General features: G+C 61.1%; 20 protein-coding genes. 10 read left to right on the top strand and 10 right to left on the bottom strand.

The genetic code is table 11. The features are described from left to right. Window positions 1–39: 39 nt before the first annotated feature. Window positions 40–501 carry an Lrp/AsnC family transcriptional regulator gene (locus tag M5C01_RS27600; protein ID WP_103495848.1) on the top strand — a complete coding sequence of 154 codons (462 nt, stop codon included), beginning with the start codon at window positions 40–42 and terminating at the stop codon, window positions 499–501. Window positions 502–774: 273 nt separating this feature from the next. Here M5C01_RS27600 and M5C01_RS27595 read toward each other — a convergent pair whose 3' ends face one another. From M5C01_RS27595 to M5C01_RS27580, 4 genes are all read right to left on the bottom strand, one after another. Continuing rightward, window positions 775–1,341, bottom strand: coding sequence for a Bro-N domain-containing protein (locus M5C01_RS27595; RefSeq protein ID WP_103495846.1), 567 nt, complete (start codon window positions 1,339–1,341; stop codon window positions 775–777). 351 nt (window positions 1,342–1,692) lie between these two features. Then, window positions 1,693–2,304 (bottom strand): 3'-5' exonuclease, encoded by a 612-nt coding sequence (locus M5C01_RS27590; RefSeq protein WP_103495845.1) that lies wholly within the window; start codon window positions 2,302–2,304, stop codon window positions 1,693–1,695. 26 nt (window positions 2,305–2,330) lie between these two features. Then, complete coding sequence (locus M5C01_RS27585) at window positions 2,331–2,810, bottom strand: NYN domain-containing protein (RefSeq protein WP_100941494.1); 480 nt, start codon at window positions 2,808–2,810, stop codon at window positions 2,331–2,333. A gap of 282 nt (window positions 2,811–3,092) precedes the next feature. Further along, window positions 3,093–3,878: a DUF2076 domain-containing protein gene (locus M5C01_RS27580; RefSeq protein ID WP_103495844.1), complete on the bottom strand. Its 786-nt coding sequence runs from the start codon at window positions 3,876–3,878 to the stop codon at window positions 3,093–3,095. A gap of 183 nt (window positions 3,879–4,061) precedes the next feature. On the opposite strand from M5C01_RS27580, the gene M5C01_RS27575 reads away from it, so the two are divergent. From M5C01_RS27575 to M5C01_RS27560, 4 genes are all read left to right on the top strand, one after another. After that, window positions 4,062–4,724: a YciC family protein gene (locus tag M5C01_RS27575; protein WP_152741756.1), complete on the top strand. Its 663-nt coding sequence runs from the start codon at window positions 4,062–4,064 to the stop codon at window positions 4,722–4,724. A 10-nt stretch (window positions 4,725–4,734) separates the two neighbouring features. Then, the gene (locus M5C01_RS27570) at window positions 4,735–5,817 is read left to right on the top strand and encodes an endonuclease/exonuclease/phosphatase family protein (RefSeq protein WP_152741755.1); all 1,083 of its coding nucleotides are present in this window, start codon (window positions 4,735–4,737) and stop codon (window positions 5,815–5,817) included. Between the two features lie 169 nt (window positions 5,818–5,986). Then, window positions 5,987–6,136: a hypothetical protein gene (locus M5C01_RS27565; RefSeq protein WP_178129990.1), complete on the top strand. Its 150-nt coding sequence runs from the start codon at window positions 5,987–5,989 to the stop codon at window positions 6,134–6,136. 135 nt (window positions 6,137–6,271) lie between these two features. Further along, window positions 6,272–6,724, top strand: coding sequence for a hypothetical protein (locus tag M5C01_RS27560; protein ID WP_152741754.1), 453 nt, complete (start codon window positions 6,272–6,274; stop codon window positions 6,722–6,724). 51 nt (window positions 6,725–6,775) lie between these two features. Here M5C01_RS27560 and hrpB read toward each other — a convergent pair whose 3' ends face one another. After that, entirely contained in the window at window positions 6,776–9,310 is a 2,535-nt protein-coding gene (gene hrpB / locus M5C01_RS27555) for an ATP-dependent helicase HrpB (protein ID WP_152741753.1), read from the bottom strand. Window positions 9,311–9,575: 265 nt separating this feature from the next. Between hrpB and M5C01_RS27550 the strand changes: the two genes are divergently transcribed. Next, window positions 9,576–9,995, top strand: coding sequence for a polyribonucleotide nucleotidyltransferase (locus M5C01_RS27550; protein ID WP_103495838.1), 420 nt, complete (start codon window positions 9,576–9,578; stop codon window positions 9,993–9,995). A 33-nt stretch (window positions 9,996–10,028) separates the two neighbouring features. Next, window positions 10,029–10,919, top strand: coding sequence for a cation diffusion facilitator family transporter (locus M5C01_RS27545; protein ID WP_152741752.1), 891 nt, complete (start codon window positions 10,029–10,031; stop codon window positions 10,917–10,919). A 4-nt stretch (window positions 10,920–10,923) separates the two neighbouring features. On the opposite strand, the gene M5C01_RS27540 is transcribed toward M5C01_RS27545, so the two are convergent. Continuing rightward, a complete protein-coding gene (locus tag M5C01_RS27540) occupies window positions 10,924–12,033 on the bottom strand; it encodes a DUF6515 family protein (protein WP_152741751.1) in 1,110 nt (369 codons plus the stop codon). A 456-nt stretch (window positions 12,034–12,489) separates the two neighbouring features. On the opposite strand from M5C01_RS27540, the gene M5C01_RS27535 reads away from it, so the two are divergent. Together M5C01_RS27535 and M5C01_RS27530 are read left to right on the top strand one after the other, a co-directional pair. Next, a complete protein-coding gene (locus tag M5C01_RS27535) occupies window positions 12,490–12,969 on the top strand; it encodes an Lrp/AsnC family transcriptional regulator (RefSeq protein ID WP_007937367.1) in 480 nt (159 codons plus the stop codon). Window positions 12,970–13,063: 94 nt separating this feature from the next. Continuing rightward, complete coding sequence (locus M5C01_RS27530) at window positions 13,064–13,273, top strand: DUF2788 domain-containing protein (protein WP_100941503.1); 210 nt, start codon at window positions 13,064–13,066, stop codon at window positions 13,271–13,273. A 12-nt stretch (window positions 13,274–13,285) separates the two neighbouring features. Here M5C01_RS27530 and M5C01_RS27525 read toward each other — a convergent pair whose 3' ends face one another. After that, window positions 13,286–13,918, bottom strand: coding sequence for a pseudouridine synthase (locus M5C01_RS27525; RefSeq protein ID WP_152741750.1), 633 nt, complete (start codon window positions 13,916–13,918; stop codon window positions 13,286–13,288). Between the two features lie 235 nt (window positions 13,919–14,153). Next, window positions 14,154–15,626, bottom strand: a complete 1,473-nt coding sequence (gene amn / locus M5C01_RS27520) for an AMP nucleosidase (protein WP_152741749.1) — start codon at window positions 15,624–15,626, stop codon at window positions 14,154–14,156. A 327-nt stretch (window positions 15,627–15,953) separates the two neighbouring features. On the opposite strand from amn, the gene M5C01_RS27515 reads away from it, so the two are divergent. Then, on the top strand, window positions 15,954–17,168 hold the full coding sequence (locus tag M5C01_RS27515; RefSeq protein WP_152741748.1) for a hypothetical protein: 1,215 nt from the start codon (window positions 15,954–15,956) through the stop codon (window positions 17,166–17,168). 101 nt (window positions 17,169–17,269) lie between these two features. On the opposite strand, the gene M5C01_RS27510 is transcribed toward M5C01_RS27515, so the two are convergent. Together M5C01_RS27510 and M5C01_RS27505 are read right to left on the bottom strand one after the other, a co-directional pair. Next, window positions 17,270–18,919 (bottom strand): acyl-CoA dehydrogenase family protein, encoded by a 1,650-nt coding sequence (locus tag M5C01_RS27510; protein WP_152741747.1) that lies wholly within the window; start codon window positions 18,917–18,919, stop codon window positions 17,270–17,272. 90 nt (window positions 18,920–19,009) lie between these two features. Beyond that, a complete protein-coding gene (locus M5C01_RS27505) occupies window positions 19,010–21,394 on the bottom strand; it encodes a hybrid sensor histidine kinase/response regulator (RefSeq protein WP_152741746.1) in 2,385 nt (794 codons plus the stop codon). Window positions 21,395–21,663 lie beyond the last annotated feature (269 nt).

Raw genomic sequence — 21,663 nt, 5'->3', positions numbered from 1 at the left:
ACCATTGTTTCGAAAGCCCGCACAATAGAGAGCCTGTGGATGGATAAATACGACCGTTTGATTCTGGGTGAGCTGCTGGACAATGGCCGCGCCTCGTTCGCCGAACTGGCGCGCAAGGTCAACCTGTCCGCGCCGGCGGTGGCGGAGCGGGTGGCGAAGCTGGAAAGCAGCGGGGTGATCACCGGGTATCAGGCCAAGGTGGACCTGGCGAAGATCGGTTTACCGATTCAGTGCGTGATCGAGTTGCGGCTCAACCAGCATGGCAAGCAACAGGTCTATGACGACCTGGCGCAGATTCCGCAGATTACCGAATGCCATCGGGTGACCGGGGACCCGTGCGTGATTCTGCAGGCGGCGGTGGGGAGCATGGCGGAGCTGGAGCAGTTGATCAATCGGATTGCCCAGTTCGGCTTCAGCAAGACCTCGATTGTGCTGTCGAGCGCGATTGAGCGGCGGGTGCCGTTGGGGCATTTGGACATGAATGGGAAGGCGAAGGGCTGATAAACCGGCTGCGGTGTTCTGCCTGATAGTCCGTGTTTACCGGTTTTGGGGGCGCTTCGCACCCCATCGCGAGCAAGCTTGCTCCTACAGTTCTACTGTCGTACACGGGCCTTGTGCACGACACAAATCCTGTAGGAGCAGGGCTTGCCCGCGAAGAGGCCCTCAAAATCGCTAAAAGCTTCGCTGGCAAGCCAGGCTCCTACAGTTTTTTATCGTATGCAGCCCGTGTGTACGACACAGAACTGTAGGAGCAAGCTTGCTCGCGATAGCTCTCTACCAGACGCTGCCACACCCACTGACCGGCACCACCTGCGGCATATCACGCAGACGAATCCACGGCTCCTTGCGCCAGTGCAGCAGACTCAACGCACCGCCATCCCATTCCAGAATTCCAAGGCTCGGCGCCTGGGTCAACGCCGGCTGCGGCTGGCCGCGCAACATCGGCAGCACCTGGTGCGTCAGCCATTGGCGCAGATGGCGATTTTCCGGCAGGTAGTGATAGACCAACATCGCGTAGACGCCGGACTCGCTGAGCATCAGGTGATCTTCAGATCGGCCGCTACCCTTGAGTTTCAGCACTCGCCGCTGATCCGGATCGAGCTTGATGGCTTTGCGTTCATGCCACTCGATTCCCATCAGATGCCCGATATCACGGGCGCAGAACCAGGCTTCGTCATGCAGGAGCAAGGCCCGGAGCTTTAGATGATGGCGGGTAAAAATGTGTGGTTCGAAAGCAATGTTAACGGCAAGACCAAGCGGCTTTGACGCATCAGTAGCAGCGCCGTCATCAAGATGTTTTTGTATGGTTTCAGCGTGGCTTTCGAGAATGACTTTTTCCATTTTGGAATACTCCGAGAGATTCAAGGAGCTGCCATAAAAGCCTTCCTACGGACTTGGGTGGCAGCCGTACGCGGGGTAGGAACCGAGCTCTCTCGGACACTCGGCCACGAATCAACGTGCCCGCGCACGGCCACCATGAGGGGAACACTGGCGACAAAACCAGCGAGTATGGTGGCTGTTCAGTATCGAAAGAGTCAATTGCAAGGGTTCCTACGCCCTGTCACCGATTTGGCGATGACAGGAGAAAGGCTAACGTCACCGCACCATTCAGAAAAGACAGCACAGATCGCCACCCGCAGTACGACATTTCCTAAAAACCACACGACAAATTGCAATATCACAGCAGCGTCTTCAGACGCCCCGATAGCGCTTCAAATGCTCACCGATCTTCGCCGCCGGCACCTTCTGCAATTTGCACAACCAATCATGGGACAACGCCTGTACCCCATGTTTGTCGCGCAACTCGCCGGCCATATGCGCCAGCAGGTTCGCCGCCATCTCGGCATCGGCCATGGCCCGGTGCGCCTGCCCCGTGTGTGGCAAGCGGGCAAAAGCCGTCAGCGTGCCCAGCTTGTGATTGGGCGCCGCCGGCATCAAGCGCCGCGCCAGCAACAACGAACAGGCAAAATTCTGCAAACGTGTACGCTTGATCCGCCCCAGTTCGTAATCCCAGAACTTCTGGTCGAACGCGGCGTTGTGCGCCAGTAACGGAGTCGTACCGACAAACTCGTTGACCTCGCTCATCACCCGCTCCGCCGACGGCGCGGTGCGCAACATGGCGTTGCTGATGCCGGTCAACTGTTCGATAAAGGCCGGCACTCGCACGCCAGCATTCATCAGGCTCTGGTAACGGTCGACGATGCGCCCTTGTTCCAGGATGACCACGGCGATTTCCGTGGCCCGGCACCCCGCGTTCGGTGTGATGCCCGTGGTTTCAAAGTCGATGACCGCAATACGTTCCAAAAGCCCAGCCCTTTGCAAAATCGGTTTCAGTTTTTCAACAACAACGCGCCTTCAATGGGCACGTAGCGGCTTGCGGCACGGATCAACGAGTTGGCCGTCAGCCCCGGCACGCCATAGGCCACGGCTTCGACGCCGTGCTTGTCGATGATGCGTGTGAGCAACAGGTCGAAATCGCCGTCGCCGGAAGCCAGCACCACTTCGTCGACATGGGGCGCCACGTCCATGATATCGATGGTGATGCCCACGTCCCAGTCGCCCTTGGCCGAGCCGTCACTGCGCTGGATATAAGGCTTGAGCTTCACCGTAAAGCCCAGGTTGCGCAGGATCTGCTGGAACTGCTGCTGCTTGCTGTCGCCGCGATCGATGGCGTAGGCGTAGGCCTCGACAATCTCCCCGCGCTGGCTGATATCAGCCCACAGGGCGGCATAGTTGAAGTGACAACCATAGGCCTGGCGAACGGTGTAGTAGAGGTTCTGCACATCGGCGAACACAGCGATTTTCTTCACCGCGAATCCTCATGGCGCAAAAGCGCACTGGCGGGTGATGACGAGCGCTCGGAAGCGATTAGGTGCGCAGTATGCCAGCCCGGGAGAAGGTTCAGCGAATAATCGGCGGGGCGAGTGTCAGCGCTTCAGGCCTCTGACGGACTTGAGGCGGCGAACGCAGATTCGGCGAATCACGCAAAAACCTGTAGGAGCATGGCTTGCCAGCGAAGCTTTTGGCGGCCTCAAGGGCCTCTTCGCGGGCAAGCCCTGCTCCTACAGGACTGTGTTCACCCAAACAGAGGGTCAGACGAAGGAATCGTCGTCGCCAGAAAAGGAAGAACTGTCATCATCGAAATCGGTGTCGGCGAAACCACCCTGGTTGTTATTGCTGCCCCAGGAATCGTTGTTGGCCATGCGCTGATCATCGCCCCAACCACCGCCACCACCGTTGTTGCTCATCGGGCTCGGCTCGATGATTTCCTCGATGATCTGCGGTTGCTGCTGGTTGTGATGGAACAGGCTGCTGATACCTTCCGCCAGCATCACGCCACCGGCCACGCCGGCCGCGGTTTTCAGCGCGCCACCGAGGAAGCCGCTACCCATGGGCGCCGCCGGGGCCGCCTGCTGTGGCGCGGGCTGGGCGTAGGCAGGCTGCTGATAGTTGGGCTGGGTGTTGTAGTTCTGCTGCGGTGGCGGAGCATTGAACCCAGGACGCCCCGGCTCACGCCAGCCGCCACCGGAATTGCTCGGTGCAGGCGCTGGAGCCGGATCGCGGCTGCCACCGAAAATGCTCGACAGGAAACCACCGCTGCTCGACGCCGGCGCGGCGCTCTGGGCACGGGCCTGCTGCAATTCGTCCTGAAGCTGCTGCAACTGCGCCTGCAGTTGCTTGTTCTGTTCGTCGAGGCTCTTGATCGCGTGCTCTTGCACCAGGATCGACTGGGTCATGTAGTACGGTGCAGCCGGTTGGCGAGTCAGGTGTTCCTTGATCCGCGCCTCGGCCAGGGCGTCACGCGGGGCTGAGTCCGTTCCGGCTTGCTGCAACCGTGAAAACAGTCCATCGATCAGGGTTTGCTCTTCGCTGTTCATGGCGACCTCATTAGATTGCCGGGTAGAAATCGATCGCCCCGACCCAAGCGGGTCCAGGCGTCCTCCAGTTATGGGGTTGTTACCGGAAGTTTCAATAGTCCTTACCTAACGTTTACATTTGAGTGTCGGCCCGCGCCATCGGTTAAAGTGTGGCTCTGCCTCAGCCTGCGCGATAGACAACCGATGAACCCGTTCAATGTAATCCGCGATTCCCTGTATTTTTTCCAGCGCAACCTGCGCCAGATTGCCCTGCTCTGCCTGCCGTTGGTGATCTTCGAAACCTTGCTCCAGCAGGTGTTGGACAACGCCGTGGGGCCGGATGCTTCACCGGCCTATGGATTGGTCGCCGGGCTGCTGGTCTATCCGCTCTACACGGCGGCGCTGATCCTGTTTCTCGATGCCCGCAGCCGTGGCGAAACGCCAGCCAATCGCGATCTGCTGGCCATGTCCCTGCGCCTGTGGCCGCGCTTTGCGCTGCTCTCGGCGGTCAATACCATTGCCATCGTGCTGGGCCTGTCGCTGTATTTCATTCCCGGTATCTGGCTGACCGTGATCCTGGCCTTCTCCGAATACCTGCTGGTGCTGCGCGGGCGCGAGCCGTTGCGGGCGATGAAGGAGAGCTTCGCCTTGAGCCGTGGCCACTTCTGGCTAACCTTCACCTGCATCTTGTGTGTAATGGGTCCACTCTGGCTGCTCAAGGGGTTGAGCCTGAGTGTCTACCCGGCACCGCAGAACCCGGTGTTGATGCTGATCATCGACAGCGCCCACAGTTTCCTGCAACTGTTCAGCTGCGTCGTCTTGTTCCGAATCTACATGCTGATCGGTGAAAATTCCGCCAAAGACTGAACCGAGGCCCATGACCCATCTATTACGTTACCTGGTGGCAGGCCTGCTGATTGTCGCGGGCCTGGCCGCCCTGCTGGTCTACAGCCTGACCTGGCGCCCGGAAGAGCGCGAAACCCTGCCCGTGCGCTGTACCGCCGAGGTGCCGGTGCTGGTTCCCGGCCAGGCCCTCAAGGTGATGACCTGGAATCTCCAGTACCTGGCGGGTAAACGTTATGTGTTCTGGTACGACCTGCCCGACGGCAGCGGCCCGGACGATCGCCCGACCCCGGAAGACATGGCTTTCAGCCTGGACGAGGTGACCCGGGTGATCCGCGACGAACAGCCGGACATCGTGCTGTTGCAGGAAGTCGACGAGAATGCCAAGGCCAGCGACTACCAGGATCAGTTGAAGTTGCTTCAGGAACGGCTCGCGGACCTGTATCCCTGCAGTTCCCAGGCGTTCGACTGGAAAGCCGACTTTGTCCCGAACCTGCATATTTTCGGCAGTGTCGGGCGCAAGCTGGCGACCTTGAGTCGCTATCAGGTCGAACACGCCGAACGCCAGCAACTGCCCCTGGCACCGGGCAATCTGCTCAAGCGCCAGTTCGAGCCCCGGCCGGCGCTGCTGGTGAACTACCTGCCGCTGAGCGACGGCGGACAGCTGGCGGTGGTCAATACGCAACTGGGGGCCTTTGCCCAGAACGACACCCAACTCAGGCAAGCAGCGGCAACCCTGCAATTGCTCGACAAGTTCGAGAGCCAGGGCACGCCGTGGCTGATCGGCGGTGATTTCAACCTGCTGCCGCTGGGGCAGTATCTGCGCCTGCCGCCACGGTTGCGCGGCGGTTACTCGGCGGACAGTGAACTGCATCTGTTATGGGACAAGTACCCGATGATCCCGAGCAACAACGAAGCCAGCGGCATCGACCGTGAGCGGTGGCTGACGTTTTACCCGAACGATCCCGACGTCAGTGGGCCGGATCGGACCCTGGACTACTTTTTCTACAGTGCCAAGCTCAAGCGGATCGAGGCCCAGGTGCGGCAGGACGATACCTTGACGATTTCCGATCACTTGCCGGTGCTGGCGCGGTTTCTGTTGCCGGCGGCGCAGTGACCGCCCCATCAACGCGGCCAAGCCAGACACAGTTTGTATTCTTGATGCAACCCCCACCGCCGCCCATTTTCTTGACTTTTCTGGGGGCACTATCAAAGATGATCAAAAGGAAATGATCGTTCGGGCACCTCTGAAAACCCGAGCGACCACGGAGAAACTGGAGATTGTCATGCCCAACGTCTCGATCGCACTCGTCAAGGAAAGTAACAAGCGACTCTCGTCGCCGGCCAGGAAGGATGTCATTGCCCGCTCCTCGAAGCTGTCCAAAGAAACCCTCAATGACATGATGAAGCGGGCGTACGAACGCCTGTCTCGTTGACTGCGGGACTGCTGTTCTTTGTCCGCGCGCCCATCAGTCGAGATGACACCTCAGGTGTCATCTCCTGCTGACCTCCCTCACGCTTCAGATCAATCCCCCTGCGCTAGCTCAATAACGTTCAACGTCTTCAACAAGATGGTTGAAGCCGATGAGGATTTCCTGGGCCTGCTCGCGTACGCACTGTACAAACGCCACAAAATCGAATGGATTCGTAGTCACGACAGCGATAACCATGAGGCATTCAAACAGGTTGCCTGTACCCCACAGCAAGTCAGGATGTATCGAGATAAAGCCGAGCAGTTGGCAAAAAACTTCATTGACGAGTCCCTTGATCAACTCGGTGCGGAGATGAAAGAGACTATCGCCAATGGCGTTATCGTTGCCAAGATCGAAAGCTTAAAGCCTGGGTTCTGGCGATCCCTTGGAAACCATACACTCAGTGGTATTGCTTCTGTCGCCGTGGCGCTAGCGCTGTTTGGCCTTTTCACCTTCTATTCGAGCTACCAGGAAAATGGCGGCCTGGAAGGACGCATCAAACAGATGGGCGCCCCCTTACAGTCCTACCCTGCCAACCAACCGCAAGGTTGAGACATTCCTGACCATATCCTGGTGATCTGACCCGCTCGACCCGTCGCGCCCTCAAGTCCCCCTGGGTTTTATACGAGCAGTAGCCTCGGCCACCAAGGGATCATCCGGCCAGTAATGCTTCGGATAACGTCCCTTGAGGTCCTTCTTCACTTCGGCGTAGGTGCTGCGCCAGAAGTTTGCCAAATCCTGGGTAACCTGCACCGGCCGCCGAGCCGGCGACAGCAGGTGCAGTTTCACCACTTGGCGGCCACCGGCAATCCGCGGAGTCTCGGCCAGGCCGAACAACTCCTGCAGACGCACCGCCAGAATCGGTGGCTGCTCACTGTAATCCAAACGGATCGACGAACCCGAAGGCACACTCAGATGATGCGGTGCCAGTTCCTCCAGGCGTTGTGGCAACGGCCAGGGCAACAGGCTGTGAAGAATCCCGGCCAGTTCCAGATTGGCGAAATGACTGAGCCGAGAAACCCGCCCCAGATAGGGCTTGAGCCACTGTTCCAGGGTCGCCAGCAAGGTCTTGTCGCCGACATCCGGCCATTCGCTCTCGCCCTTCCCGTCCAGGTCCAGCTGGCGTAACAAGGCCACCCGCGCCTGCCATTGGCGCAGCTCCGGGGTCCAGGGCAACAGTTCCAGGCCCTTGCGCCGCACCAGGTTGACCAGCGCCTGGCTACGCGCTGCCTCGTCCAGCCCGGTCAGGGGCTCGCGACTGAGGATCAACTCACCGACCTTGCGCTGGCGCTCGGCACGCAGCACACCTTCGCGCTCATCCCAGTCCAGTTGGTCGACCGTGCTCACCTGCTCGGCCAGCACGCTGTCGAACAGGCCCGGATCGAACTCCGCCGCCAGGTAGATACGTTCTTCACGCTGGCCCTGGCGACTGCCCAGATCGGCCACCACCAACCAGGGCTGTTTCATCAGGCTGTCGGTTTCGCTGAACAAGGCCGCCCGGCCGTTGGCCAGCCGGTATTCCGCGCCACCGTCGCGGCGCTGTTGCGCCACCCGATCCGGATAGGCCAGGGCCAACAGCGCCCCGAGCCAGCGCGGATGATCCGGATCAGCCACCGGTTCGTTCGCCGAACCGCGCAAGTAGCCGCGATACTGCCGCGCCAGTTGCCGCGCACGCTGCACGCCCCCCTGAGCACCACGGGTTACCCGCTCTTCACCCGCCAGCAAGGCCAATCGCGTGTGCAGGTCAGCCCCGCCACCACGCTGGATATCCCGCTCGCCCAGGAGTGCCGCGACATCGCAGGCCATGGCCGCCAGCCCCAGCGCCTGCCCGCGCAACAGCAAATGGGCGATACGCGGATGGGCCGGCAACTCGGCCATGGCCTGGCCGTGATTCGTCAATGCGTACTCGGCGCCGGCCTTACCGGCCAACGCCCCAAGCCGCTGCAACAGATCCTGGGCCTGGGCATAAGCGGCAGCAGGCGGCGCGTCCATCCAGACCAGCTCGCCGGGCGCCACGCCCCAGCGCGCCAGCTGCAAGGCCAACCCGGCCAGGTCCGCCTGAAGGATTTCCGCGCTGCCATAGGCCGCCAACTGCTCATGCTGGGCCTCGGACCACAACCGATAACACACCCCCGGTTCCAGGCGCCCGGCGCGACCCGCCCGTTGGGTGGCGCTGGCCCGGGAAATGCGCTGGGTGTCGAGGCGGGTCATGCCGCTGCCGGGATCGAAACGCGGCACCCGCGCCAGCCCGGCATCGATCACTACCCGCACGCCATTGATGGTCAAGCTGGTTTCCGCAATGTTGGTCGCCAGCACCACCTTGCGCTTGCCGGCGGGTGCCGGCTCGATGGCGGCGCGCTGGGCCGCGAGGTCCAACTCGCCATGCAGCGGGCACAGCAGCACATCGGCCCGCCCGCCCAGGCTTTCCTCCAGTTGCTGGTGCACCCGGCGGATCTCCGCCTGACCCGGCAAAAACACCAGCAGGCTGCCGTGCTCGGCGTCCAGCGCCTCGTGCACGGCTTGCACCACTCGCGGCTCGATAAATTCTCCGGGTTGAAAGGCCCGGCCCCAGCGCAAGGTCACCGGGAACATCCGCCCTTCGCTGCGTACCACCGGCGCGTCGTCCAGCAAACCGGCCAGGCGTTCGCCTTCAAGCGTGGCGGACATCAGCAGGATCTTCAGCGGCTGCTCGTCACGAAACATCTGCCGCCCGTTGAGGCTCAGGGCCAGGGCCAGGTCGGCATCCAGGCTGCGTTCGTGGAATTCGTCGAAGATCACCAGCCCGACCCCCTCAAGGGCCGGATCGTCATTCAAGCGACGGGCAAGAATACCTTCGGTGACCACTTCGATACGCGTCTTGGGGCCGACCCGGCTTTCCAGGCGAATGCGATAGCCGACGGTTTCACCAACCTTTTCCCCCAGCTCACTGGCCAGTCGCTCGGCCGCCGCGCGGGCCGCGAGACGCCGCGGCTCAAGCATCAGGATGGTTTGCCCGGCCAGCCACGGCTCGTTCAGCAACGCCAGCGGCACCCGGGTGGTCTTACCGGCACCGGGCGGCGCTTCCAGCACTGCCTCATGGCGTTCGTTCAACGCCTGGCGCAAAGCCGGCAATACTTCATCAATCGGCAACGAATTCATGGTGGCTCCCAGGCTGACCGTGAATTATACGGTGAACCCCGCGGGCCTCCAAAGCCAAAGGCTTTGCAAGCGGTTGTCAGCTCATCACGCGCCTGGCCCGGCGCCGGGTACAAAGCCGGCAAGACTTCATCAATCAGCAACGCATTCAGGGTGGCTCCCGGACAAAGAGCCGGGTATAACGGCGAACTGCCCGGTCTTAATCGCGGTCTTAACAACTGATCCAGACGCGCCCCCAGCGGCTTCACGTTTCCTTCAGGAGATATCCATGCGTATTGTTTCCCGTGTTATCGGCACCGTTCTGGTTGCTACCCTGCTGACCCAACTGAGCGCTTGCGGCTCGATTTTCTACCCGGACCGGCGTGGCCAGATCGAAGGCCGGATCGACCCGCTGATCGCCGGTCTCGACGCCATCGGCATCCTGTTCTTCGTTATCCCCGGCCTGATCGCGTTCGGCATCGACTTCGCCACGGGCGCCATTTATCTGCCCCACGGCAAGACCGCACAGATCGCCCCGGAAAAACTCCAGGAAGCCATCACTGCCGATGGCCACGTCGACAACCTCAAGCTGCAGGCGATTCTCAAGACCGAACTGCACCAGACCCTACCGCTGAACGACCCGCGCCTGATCCAGCAAAAAGGCAATCTGCAACAACTGGCGATGTACAACCTGCGTCCTGCGGCCTGAGCCCGGGGACACTGAAAAAGGATCGCAGCCTTCATGACCAGCAGCCCGGAACACGCCCGCCTGTTACGTCTGGCTACCCGGGCCTCGGTCGGGGTGGCGAGCCTCCTGATCCTGACCAAGGCCGCCGCCTGGTGGCTGAGCGGTTCGGTGAGCATGCTCGCCGGGCTGACCGACTCGCTGCTCGACGGCGTCACCTCGTTTCTCAATCTGCTGGCGGTGCACTACGCGCTGCGCCCGGCGGATAACGATCACCGCTACGGGCACGGCAAGGCCGAATCCCTGTCGGGCATGGCCCAGGCGCTGTTCATTGCGGTAAGTGCGGTGCTGATTGCGATCCAGGCCTTCGAGCGCCTGAAAAACCCGGAACCGATCGGTGCCCCGTGGATCGGCATCGGGGTGATCGTGTTGTCGCTGCTCCTGACCGCCGGGTTGCTGCTGTTGCAGCACAAGGTGGTCCGCGAGACCGGCTCCACCGCCGTGCGCGCTGACTCCCTGCACTACCGCTCGGACATGCTGCTCAACGCCAGTATCCTGCTGGCGCTGGTGCTCGCCGGCTTCGGCTGGCCGCAGGTGGACGCCTGGTTCGGCCTGGGGATCTCGGTCTATATCCTCTGGAGCGCGATCCAGATCGGCCGGGAAAGCTTCGCCGTGCTGATGGATGAGGAGCTGTCGCCGGATATCAGCCAGCACATGCTGGAACTGGCGTGCAGTGTGCCCGGGGTGCTGGGCGCCCACGATCTGCGGACACGGATCTCCGGCAACCGCTGGTTTGTGCAGTTGCACCTGGAGTTGCCGGGAGAATTGACGCTATCGGTGGCCCACGACCTGAGTGACCAGGCCGCCGATGCCATCCAGGCCGCCTACCCGCAGGCCGAGGTGCTGGTGCACGCCGACCCGCGGGAAGTGGTAACGCCGCGCCACTGATCCGTCAGTAGTTGACCTGATAGCCGCGACTGCTCAGGCAGTTACCCTGGGCCTGGCGGTAAGCCTGGACCACCGCCGGTGCCGGCGCGTAGGTCACGTTGGCCGGGTCGAAGCCGCTTTGCTGCACCGCCCAGCGATAGCAATCCTCGCCATCCTGCTGGACCTGCTGCGGGCTCTGGCCGTTGGCCGGATAAGCCACCACATCGTAGCCGTTGCCTTGCGGCTCGGGCGCAACCTGTGGCGCGGCGGCCGGTGGATCGACCACCACGTAGTCCTGGGTATCTTCCTGGTAGAGGTAATAGGCACCGGCCGCGAGGAAAAACAGCGAGCCACCGATCCAGACTTCCCGCGCATAGTCAGGCAGGTAGGTGGTGCGAATCCCACGTGGCGGAGCGACGACTATGTAACGTGCGCCCTGCGGGCGATACCAGTAGCCACCGGAGAAGAAATAGTCCTGGCCACGGTAAGGCACCCGCCAGTTGCGATCCGGAAAGCGATCGACCACATAGCCGGGGCGATATTGCGGGCCCGGGCCCCAACCATTGCCATGACCGTCGGGACGACCCGGCCAGCGACGATCATCGTGATGCTCGAAATTACCGCCGGGACGGTTGTTATTGTTGCCACCCTGCCAGTTCGGGTTGTTGCCGTTGCGCCGGGGAATGTCGGAATAGTTGCCACGCAACGGTTCCTGGGTCTGGCGTACGCTGTCGGGATGAGGCTGGATCGGCAGGTTGTTCTGCGGTGCCGGACGCGGCGCCTGATTGGGCTCGTTCTGCGGCGGCCGGCCTTGCCATTGGCCGCCTGGGTTCTGGTCGTGCCGCTCGAAATGCTGATTGTTCTCCGGGCGAACCTGGGGCGCAGGAGCAGGAGCCGGTGGACGCGGAGCGGGTGCCGGGGGACGGACTTCCGGCGCGGCTGGCCGTGGGGTCGGGGCCTGGGGACGCGGTTGATTGTTTTGCGGATGCGCCTCGTTACCTCCCGGGCGCCCTTCAGGGCGATGTTCGCCCTCATGTTTCTGATTTTCATCACCCTGGTTTTCAGCCAGTGCTTGCGCACCAACACTCATACAGAGCAAGCCAACACCTGCCAGACGCCAGATGCGCGATTTCATTCCATTCCTCACTGCGGTTCAGGGCTTAACCATAAGACTGGGAAAGCGGATTCCGGTTCTGTGACACTCTACCAGTCGCACAACTTATTTTTCGCCCATTAAAAAAGGGAGACCCGTCGGCCTCCCCTTGAGAACTTCGTCCGTGCTCGGCGCTTTTGACGCCGGCTCACCTCACACCGTCTTCTGGACAGCGTGTAGCCCGGTGGCCGGCGCAACCCTGTGGGATTGTCGGCCGCGGCTGGCCTGATTCGGCGGGCCGCAGTGGACTGGGGTGTCTGTCTCGAATGTGAACAGGCTTGCGAGACAGGACACTTGTCCGGGCAGTGATTCTGGTAATAAGCATAGGCTCGGGGTGCCGGCAGAGGATTGCGAACATTGCTCAAATAAACATCTCTTGCGCAATTTTTAACTTAAGATAGATAATTTACCGCAATAGTTCTTGGAAAGGCCCTGACGATGAGCAAACTCGACCGATACGACCTGAGCATTCTGGCGGAATTGCAGCGTGATGCCCGCATCTCCAACCAGGAACTGGCCGAGCGTATCGGCCTGTCGCCCTCGCCCTGTTCGCGGCGGGTCAAGCAATTGGAGGACGACGGTTATATTTCCCGCCAGGTGGCCTTGCTTGATCGCAAGATGCTCGGCCTGAGCCTGACCGCCTATGTGCTGATCGGCATGGACCGGCATACGCCGGAGCGCTTCGAAAACTTCGAGGCGGCGATCCGCACCCTGCCCCAGGTGCTGGAGTGCAGCCTGGTGACGGGGATGGACGCCGACTATCAGCTGAAAGTGGTGGTGCCGGACATGGACCACTACCAGAAACTGCTGCTGGGGCACCTGACGCGTATCGAGGGGGTGACCAGCGTACGCTCCAGCTTTGTGCTGAACCAGGTGCTCAACAGCACGGAACTGCCGTTGACCCATTTGCGCAGTTGATGGCCGTACTGCTTTATTGCCCGAGATCAGATCAGTTCTCGCCCATGGCGTATAATCGGACGGTTTTCCACCCCGCTCGTGCTGGAGAGGTCTGATGGATCCTGCCGTTTTCGAAGAGTGGATGATGACCGGCCTGGTCAGCATCCTGGTCATTTTCATGGGCTTTATCGTCTGGGACCTGGCGAAGAAATCCAAGGCCGGGCGCTTCGGCACCTTTATCCTGTTTTTCGTACTGGGCCTGGGCATCGTCGCGTTTGTGATCAAGAGCGTGGTGATCGGGCTGATCGAGTCAGGCTCGCTTTAACGCCGCCACAAGCTACAGACGCGCCGGCACTTCTCGCCACTGGCCTTGATCCAGGCCGTCCAGGGTCCAGTCGCCGATACGCACCCGCACCAGGCGCAAGGTCGGCAAGCCCACCGCCGCCGTCATGCGCCGGACCTGACGGTTACGTCCCTCGCGAATGATCAACTCCAACCAAGCCGTGGGAATGCTCTGACGAAACCGCACCGGCGGGTTGCGCGGCCAGAGCGCGGGCTCGTCGATCTGCCGCGCCTGGGCCGGCAAGGTCATGCCGTCGTTCAATTCCACACCCTTGTGCAACTGCTCGATCTGCTCGGCGCTAGGCACACCCTCGACCTGTACCCAATAGGTTTTCGCCAGTTTGTGCCTGGGGTCGGCAATGCGTGCCTGGAGCTGACCGTCGTTGGTCAGCAACAGCAGGCCCTCGCTGTCGCGGTCGAGCCGGCCGGCGGGATAGACGCCCGCCACGTCGATAAAATCCTTGAGGGTCGCGCGCCCTTCACCATCGCTGAACTGCGTCAGCACATCGAAGGGTTTGTTGAACAGGATCAGCTTGGGTTCGGCCGGCGGGGCCTTGGCAACCCGACGCGGCGCGACAGGCGTTTTCGCGGCCGAATGGCGCACGACGGGACGGGGTGGACGAGACATGGCAAAGAGGACATCTGAGGATCAGGAGCCGCCATGCTAGGGCGTGCCAGTCATTATTTCCAGACGTGCGTCCATTGACCCGTTGATGATGACATTCTCAAGGCCGCCAAAAGCTTCGCGGGCAAGCCCTGCTCCTACAGTTCTATGGCGATCACAGGTTTTGTGTACGACCCGGAACTGTAGGAGCAGGGCTTGCCCGCGAATAGGCCCTCAAGACCGCTGAAAATCAGCGACCTTAACGAAACGGCGGCTCATCAAAGCTGCGCAGCTTGCGCGAGTGCAGCGAATGCAGCTCGGTGCGCAGCAGGTCCACCGCCGCAATACCGATCTTCAAATGCTGGCTGACCGCCCGCTCATAGAAGGCGTTCGCCGAACCTGGCAGCTTGATCTCACTGTGCAGCGGCTTGTCCGACACACAAAGCAAGGTGCCATACGGTACCCGCAGACGATAACCCTGGGCGGCGATGGTGCCGCTTTCCATGTCCACGGCCACGGCGCGGGACAGGTTGATCAACGGCCGCTCCTGGGCCCAGCGCAGCTCCCAGTTACGGTCGTCGTAGGTCAGTACGGTGCCGGTGCGCAGACGCTTCTTCAAATCGTCGCCACGTTCGCCGGTGACGTTCGCCGCCGCCTGTTGCAAAGCCATCTGCACTTCAGCCAGGGCCGGGATCGGGATATTCGGCGGCACTACCCGGTCGAGAATCCCATCGCGGCGCATATAAGCGTGGGCCAGCACATAGTCGCCGATGGTCTGGGATTGGCGCAGGCCGCCGCAGTGACCGATCATCAGCCAGCAGTGCGGACGCAGCACCGCCAGGTGGTCGGTGATGTTCTTCGCGTTGGAGGGGCCGACGCCGATATTCACCAGGGTCACGCCATGGCCATCGGCGGCCTGCAGGTGGTAGGCCGGCATCTGGTAGCGGTGCCAGACCACACCGGCGGCCACGGCCTGGGCCTCGCCGTACTCCATGCTCTGGTCGATGATCACGTTGCCCGGCAACACCATGCGCACGAAACGCGGATCATCACGCAGCTGTTGCAGGCCATGGAGGATGAACTGGTCGACATAGCGGTGGTAGTTGGTCAGCAGGATCCACGGCTGCACATGGCGCCAGTCGCTGCCGGTGTAATGCACCAGGCGGCGCAGGGAGAAGTCCACCCGAGCGGCGTCGAACAGGGCCAGGGGCAAGGGCGAGGTATTTTCCCAGTCGTGCAGGCCATCGGCGATGTCATCGGTGGCGGCCGACAGGTCGGTGCTCGGGAACACCCGCGCCAGGGCCGAGGCGGTGACGCCGGAGCCGGCCAGTTCATCGCCCTGCTCGACCACATAGGGGTAAGGAATATTCTGTTCGCTGACGCCCACTTCCACCGTGACGGTGAAGTCGCGCATCAGCGGCACCAGTTGTTCCAGCAGGTATTTGCGGAACGCCGCCGGGTGGGTGACGGTAACACTGTAGGTGCCCGGCAACTGGACCTTGGCGTAGGCCCGGGTGGTGGCGGGGACTTCACCCTGGTAGGTGTAGGTCAGGCGCAATTCGGGGTAGCGGAATACGGCACGCTGTTCGGCGTCGGGTTCGACGCGGTCCTTGAGGTAACGCTTGAGGGCCTGGCTCAGGGCGCTGGTGGCACGCTCGTGGAGTTCGGCCAGACGGTCCACGGCTTCTTCGGGGGATTGCACGACAATAAAAGCTTCGGTCACGGAGAGCATCCTGTCTTCTGATGTTGCAGACCTTCATCTTGCCTGTTCCGCCCTCCAAAGGCACTACTTCCTCCCCTTTCGGGCTGACCCGAGAGGGATCGATCAGCTCTCCGTACGCCGATGCAGGCGTTCAAAACCCATATCCCCAAGCCGTTGATCATCAGAGAAAACTATCGATATAAATCGAATGATAGCTGTCACTTCTGACAGTATACAAAGAGGTATTTTGGGTGTTTTCTAGCCCGTGTGCCTGTTGCCAATCGCAGTACCGAGATGTGTGGAGTTAACCGTTGATTGCGTTGTAGAGGCCCCTCTCAACCCTCAAGGTCTACTTCAATGAACCCATCAACCAAAGACAACAAAGCGCCCGCCAGCTTCGACCCCAGTTTCGGAACCCAAGGCATCGTGCGTATCCAGCTACCGTCCGAGTCCTTCTACGGCACATCCAGATTATTGCCGGATGGAAAAATACTGTCGGTTGGATCGATCCTGTCATCGGACATGCTGGTCATCGTGAGGCACACGACGGACGGCGTTCTGGACGACACCTTTGGCAACCAAGGTGTTGTCCATACTTGCCTCCCGGAGAACCATAACGCCACGCTATTGAATTTCGTTGTGCAATCAAATGGAAAAATCATTGTATTCGCAGGCATAGGAAGTGGCCTCAATCCTTTCGGCGCTGCGCTATTCGCCCGATTACTGCCTGATGGCCGCCTGGACCTGATATTCGGCACTAGCGGAATGACCTCTTTCAATATCCAACTGGACTCAGGTCGCCGCAGAACGGGGATAGCGGTTCAGCCGGATGGAAAGGTTTTCGTGGCCGCGGAAACCGCTGATATTGGAGCCGGGCGGGGCGGTGTGATTTTTGGCCTCAGTGCAAACGGCCAGCCTGACGTGACCTTCGGCAACAATGGCCTGGTGTACGGAATGGAGGGTGCCACTTTTCAATCACTGACCCTCCAGGGAGACAAGATCCTGGTCGGCGGCATCTACCAAAGAGGCGGACTCATCGCTCGCTATACCGACAAGGGCGAGCTGGATTTGAGCTATGGCAGTTTCAACCAAGGGTTTGTTTTGATTGATAGCACTGGGGGCGTTCATGTGGAGCTTATTCACTTGTCACAGCAGCCTGACGGAAAGACATTAGCCGCCGGGTATATTTTCAAAGGAGAGAACGGAGCTCTGATAGGAGCACTGCCTCTTCTGTCACGTGTTAACTCAGATGGTAAGGAAGACGGTACGTTTAATGGGGGGAAAGCCCTGGAAATATTCGTCAACGGCGAACTGGACTACGGATGGCAGGCCTTGTGCGCCACTGTACAAGCTGACGAAAAAATCGTCGTGCTGTGCCAACCACCTGGCAGCACCCGGTCTGCGTTACTCAGGTATATAAAAGATGGCGCCCCGGACGCGGACTTCGGAACCCAGGAACTCCAGATCATCAGTTCACAACCGTCCCCTGTCGTTCAAGTACAACCTGACAACAAGATACTGATCTCGGGCTCAACCGACGGTACCGGCATCATCGCCCGCCTTTTAGGCTGATAGAAACCGATCATTGTGAAGAGGAAAACTGTAAGTTTCCCTCTTCACATTTGAAACTTCAAAATCACCTTCCCCCTGCGACAGGTCGCTGCAATCGCCCGTCAAAAACCCTGCGGCGTCGAACGAGCGACAATAGCCTCGACATTCACTCCACGGGGCAAGGTGCCGTAGACCCGTCCCCTGCCCTCCAGCCGACTGGCGATAAAACCATCGCTGACCTCGGCATTGCCCGCCTCCAGCAACAATTTGGCCTGCAACGCCAGGGCGATGTCTTCGGTCAGTTGCCGGGCGCGGTACTGGATATCGTGGGTGTCGGTAAACGCCAGCTTCAAGTGTTCGATATGCCGGGCCAGGCGCTTGTCGCCATGGCCGTCGCCCAATTCGCCGAACAGCACTTCGAGGACACCCGGCTCCTTGGAGAGCGAACGCAACACATCCAGGCACTGCACGTTCCCCGAACCTTCCCAGGTCGAGTTGACCGGTGCTTCGCGGTACAGCCGCGGCAGGATGCTGTCTTCCACATACCCGGCGCCGCCCATGCATTCGGCGGCCTCGTTGATCATCGCCGGGGCACGCTTGCAGATCCAGTATTTGCCCACCGCCGTCACCAGCCGCGCGAACTTCGCCTCATGCTCATCCCCCAGATGATCCAGCGCCCGGCCCATGCGCAGGCTCAAGGCCAGCGCCGCCTCGCTCTCCAGCGCCAGGTCGGCGAGCACGTTCTGCATCAGCGGCTGCTCGCTGAGCACGCGACCACCGACCAACCGATGGGCACAATGATGGCTGGCCTGGGTCAGCGCCTGGCGCATCAAGGCACTGGAGCCGACCATGCAATCGAAACGGGTCATCGCCACCATCTCGATAATGGTCGGTACGCCGCGTCCTTCCTCGCCGATCATCCAGGCCAGGGCGCCACGGAATTCCACTTCGCTCGACGCGTTGGAGCAGTTGCCCAGCTTGTTTTTCAAGCGCTGGATATAGAACTGGTTACGGCTGTCATCCGGGCGATGGCGCGGCAGCAGGAAACAGGTCAGGCCCTTGTCGGTCTGGGCCAGGGTCAGGAAGGCGTCGCACATCGGCGCCGAACAGAACCATTTGTGCCCCACCAGTTCATAAGGTTGTCCCGGGCCACCAGCGCCGACGGGATAGGCCCGGGTGGTGTTGGCGCGCACGTCGGTCCCCCCCTGCTTCTCGGTCATTGCCATGCCGATGGTTGCCCCGGTCTTGTGGGCGATGCCGATATTGCGTGGGTCGTATTGGGTACTGAGAATGCTCGGCAGCCATTGCCCGGCGATATCAGCTTGCAGACGCAAGGCGGGCACGCAGGCGAAGGTCATGGTCAACGGGCAACCGGTGCCGGCCTCGGCCTGGCTGTGCAGGTAGGTCATGGCGGCGCGGGCGACATGGGCGCCGTCCTGCGGATCGGTCCAGGGCAACGACGGCAGGCCGTGTTCGACGGCGGTGCGCATCAGCTCGTGATAAGCCGGATGGAACTCCACCAGGTCCTGGCGATGGCCGTAACGGTCATGGCTGACGAACACCGGTTTGTTCTGGTTGGCGAGAAACCCCGCCTCCATCAGCGGCCCGCCGGCCAGGGCGCCATAAACGTCGATCCGCGATTCGGCCCAACCGGCGCCGAAACGCCGCGCCCACTCTTGCAGCGGCAGGTCGATGCGATAGAGATTGGTCCCGTCCAGCGACGGCGGCTGGTTGGTGACCTCGTGGGTTTCGGCGTATTGATGGAGGTTCATGTCGGGCTCCTTTGAGAAATGGCTTCGCAGAGAAAGGCCAGGGAACCCAGTGAATCACGCGTACCGTCGCGAAAAAAGTGACATAAGCGCCTAAGTACCGGCGCTTTCACCCTGTACAGGCGTCAATAGACAACGGGCCAGCAGGTTCTTCAACTCCTCGAAACGCACCGGCTTGGACAAGGTGTCCGTGACGCCCGCCGCCAGGCACCGCTCGCGTTCGCTGGCCTCGGTCGAGCTGACCAGGGCCAGGATCAGCAGGTCGGCACCACCGGGCATCGCCCGCAACTGTCGACAGAGCAATACCTCGTCCGCCGGCTGCGCCGGGCAATCGAGCAACAGCCCATCCACGGCCTGCCCATGCAGGACATCGAGCGCGGCCCGGGCGTCGACCGCGGTGAACACCCGATACCCCAGTTTGAGCAACATGCCCCGCACCACCAACTGGCTGACGGTGTTGTCATCCACCAGCAACAGGGTACAGTCGTAGGGATAACGCGCCACCGACAGCGCCGAGGGCCGCAACGCCCGCGGGATCAGCGCCTCGACCTCGACATCAAGCTGGAAACGGCTGCCCATCCCCGGCTCCGACTGATGGGTGAGATGACCGCCGAGCAGATCGATCAATTGCCGACAGATCGCCAGGCCAATCCCCAGGCCGCCATATTCACGGGTCATCGAGCCATCCAGCTGGAAGAACCGTTGATAGAGCGTGGCTTCATCCAGGTCGATAAAACCGATACCGCTGTCGATGACCGCAAACGACAGGGCCCATTGCTGCTCCGCGACCTGCCGGCCGCGCACCCGCAACACCAACCCGCCTTCACGGGTGAACTTGATGGCGTTGTCCACCAGGCATTCCAGGCATTGCAGGATTTTCTGCGCGTCGCCATGGAGACTGTCCGGCACGTTGTCATCCACCTCAATGGCGAAATGCAGCCCCTTGCCCTGGACGCGACCGGCAAACTGCTCCTGCAAACCATCCAGCAGGCGCCGCAGGCCGAACGACTGCGTCGTGACCTTGAGCCGGCCGGCCTGCAACTCGGTCAGGGTCAGGATGCCATTGACCATGCGCATCATGTCCCGTGCGGAACCGGCCGCCGTCTGCTGGTATTGCGCCAGTTCCGAGTCCAGTTCCAGGGTCTGCATCAGTTCCAGGGAGCCGATCACACCATTCATCGGCGTGCGTAGTTCATGGGTGACGGTGGCGAGGAATTCATCCTTGAGCCGGTTACTGTTGGCCAGTTCACGGTTCAGCACTTCCAGCTTCTGCCCGGACTCGAGCAAGGTCTGCGCCTGCTGCTCGCGCATGGTATTGATCCGGTCGGCCAGGGCCAGGGACAACAGCCCGACCTCCAGGGCCGAGCCGATCTGGCTGGCGTACATGGTCAGGAACACGTTCGGCAGGTAGCCCAGCACCATCAAGGTATTGACCAGGCCGCCGAGCAGGAACGCCGACCAAGCGATAATGAAGTAGCGCGCCACCCGCAAGCCGCAATACCAGGCACTGATCCCGGCAACGAAAATAGTCACGGTGAACGCCAGGGCGAGGACGGTCGCCAGGCGCAGGGCCAGGGCATAACCGGTCAACAGCGACATCGCCGTGACCACCGCGCTATAGGCCATCAACAGCAGCAACAGCCGGTCCAGCCAGCGACTGTGGGCGCCCGTGTGCAGGAAGCTGCGGGTGAACTGACAACCGAAGAAACCCGCCAGGCCGATAAAGAAAGGCGTCGATGCGTTGGCCCACCAGGGGTTGTTCGGCCAGAAATACTGCGCCGCGGCGCCATTGACCGACAGTTGGTAGAAGCCGAACGAGGCGATGTAGAAAATGTAGTAGAGGTAGCTGGTGTCGCGCACGCTGAGGTAGATGAACAGGTTGTAGACCAGCATCCCCAGCAGCACACCATAGATCAGCCCCAGGACATACAAACGCACCGGTTCGTCTTCGAGGTAGGCCTGCATCGACCAGAGGGTCAGTGGCGCCTGCATCGAGCCTTCGGTTTGCAGCCGCAGGTAGACGGTCTTGCTTTCGTTGGGAGCGAACGCCAGCTCGAACAGGTAGTTGTTCTGCTTGATCGGCCGGCTGGCGAACGGTAGTTCATTACCGGTGCGCTGGGCCAGGCGATAGCTGCCCTTGGCGTCAGGCACATAGAGTTCGATGTGTTTCATCGGCGGATAGGCCAACTCCAGCAACCAGATGCGCCGGGCGCTGGGATCCTTGGGGAGATAGGTCAGGTCGACCTTGAGCCAGAACGCCGAGAGCGTATAGCCGGCATTCAGCGAGGCCTTGTTGTGCGCATGAAACTGTAGGGCCATGGCGGGCGAGGCGATCTGCGCGATATCGGCCTGGCCGCTCGCGTCTTCGAACACCTGCATGACCCGGCCCAGAGGCAGGCTCTGGGTGGACTCATCAAACTCGACCGCGCTCGCCGACAGCGGCAGCCAGCTCAACAAAATCAGCAGCAAATAGCGCATACAGCCCCAGCATGGCCAATCAAGTCGCGTCAGGAGCCCCCCTTCCCTTTGAGACGACGTGAAACTTCATGACCTGTTATTCGTTTGGATCCACTCTAGCATAGCCACTAATGGCTAAAACACACCATTGAAACATTTTATCCAAAGGCTCTAGAACGGGCGTCCCAGCACAAAACCTGGCTGTATGACGAAGGGTTATCGGCCGCCCTGAAAAAACCTTCAGGGGACAAATTCAACGCCGGGCGGACGATCCCGAAAAAAGCGTTTGG

The sequence above is a fragment of the Pseudomonas sp. MWU12-2319 genome, assembly GCF_023242525.1.
Taxonomy (GTDB): Bacteria; Pseudomonadota; Gammaproteobacteria; order Pseudomonadales; family Pseudomonadaceae; genus Aquipseudomonas; species Aquipseudomonas gingeri_D.
Note: the sequence above shows the minus strand (reverse complement) of the source record. Positions and strands in the feature narration are given on the sequence as shown.

What these genes read in the sequence shown, in the direction of transcription:
- M5C01_RS27600 (WP_103495848.1), top strand. Translation starts at nt 40, where the DNA reads ATGGATAAATACGACCGTTTGATTCTGGGTGAGCTGCTGGACAATGGC.
- hrpB (WP_152741753.1), bottom strand. Translation starts at nt 9,310, where the DNA reads ATGAATTCGTTGCCGATTGATGAAGTATTGCCGGCTTTGCGCCAGGCG.
- M5C01_RS27540 (WP_152741751.1), bottom strand. Translation starts at nt 12,033, where the DNA reads ATGAAATCGCGCATCTGGCGTCTGGCAGGTGTTGGCTTGCTCTGTATG.
- M5C01_RS27505 (WP_152741746.1), bottom strand. Translation starts at nt 21,394, where the DNA reads ATGCGCTATTTGCTGCTGATTTTGTTGAGCTGGCTGCCGCTGTCGGCG.
- M5C01_RS27560 (WP_152741754.1), top strand. Translation starts at nt 6,272, where the DNA reads ATGGTTGAAGCCGATGAGGATTTCCTGGGCCTGCTCGCGTACGCACTG.
- M5C01_RS27595 (WP_103495846.1), bottom strand. Translation starts at nt 1,341, where the DNA reads ATGGAAAAAGTCATTCTCGAAAGCCACGCTGAAACCATACAAAAACAT.
- M5C01_RS27550 (WP_103495838.1), top strand. Translation starts at nt 9,576, where the DNA reads ATGCGTATTGTTTCCCGTGTTATCGGCACCGTTCTGGTTGCTACCCTG.
- M5C01_RS27535 (WP_007937367.1), top strand. Translation starts at nt 12,490, where the DNA reads ATGAGCAAACTCGACCGATACGACCTGAGCATTCTGGCGGAATTGCAG.
- amn (WP_152741749.1), bottom strand. Translation starts at nt 15,626, where the DNA reads ATGCTCTCCGTGACCGAAGCTTTTATTGTCGTGCAATCCCCCGAAGAA.
- M5C01_RS27575 (WP_152741756.1), top strand. Translation starts at nt 4,062, where the DNA reads ATGAACCCGTTCAATGTAATCCGCGATTCCCTGTATTTTTTCCAGCGC.
- M5C01_RS27545 (WP_152741752.1), top strand. Translation starts at nt 10,029, where the DNA reads ATGACCAGCAGCCCGGAACACGCCCGCCTGTTACGTCTGGCTACCCGG.
- M5C01_RS27515 (WP_152741748.1), top strand. Translation starts at nt 15,954, where the DNA reads ATGAACCCATCAACCAAAGACAACAAAGCGCCCGCCAGCTTCGACCCC.
- M5C01_RS27565 (WP_178129990.1), top strand. Translation starts at nt 5,987, where the DNA reads ATGCCCAACGTCTCGATCGCACTCGTCAAGGAAAGTAACAAGCGACTC.
- M5C01_RS27525 (WP_152741750.1), bottom strand. Translation starts at nt 13,918, where the DNA reads ATGTCTCGTCCACCCCGTCCCGTCGTGCGCCATTCGGCCGCGAAAACG.
- M5C01_RS27510 (WP_152741747.1), bottom strand. Translation starts at nt 18,919, where the DNA reads ATGAACCTCCATCAATACGCCGAAACCCACGAGGTCACCAACCAGCCG.
- M5C01_RS27580 (WP_103495844.1), bottom strand. Translation starts at nt 3,878, where the DNA reads ATGAACAGCGAAGAGCAAACCCTGATCGATGGACTGTTTTCACGGTTG.
- M5C01_RS27530 (WP_100941503.1), top strand. Translation starts at nt 13,064, where the DNA reads ATGGATCCTGCCGTTTTCGAAGAGTGGATGATGACCGGCCTGGTCAGC.
- M5C01_RS27570 (WP_152741755.1), top strand. Translation starts at nt 4,735, where the DNA reads ATGACCCATCTATTACGTTACCTGGTGGCAGGCCTGCTGATTGTCGCG.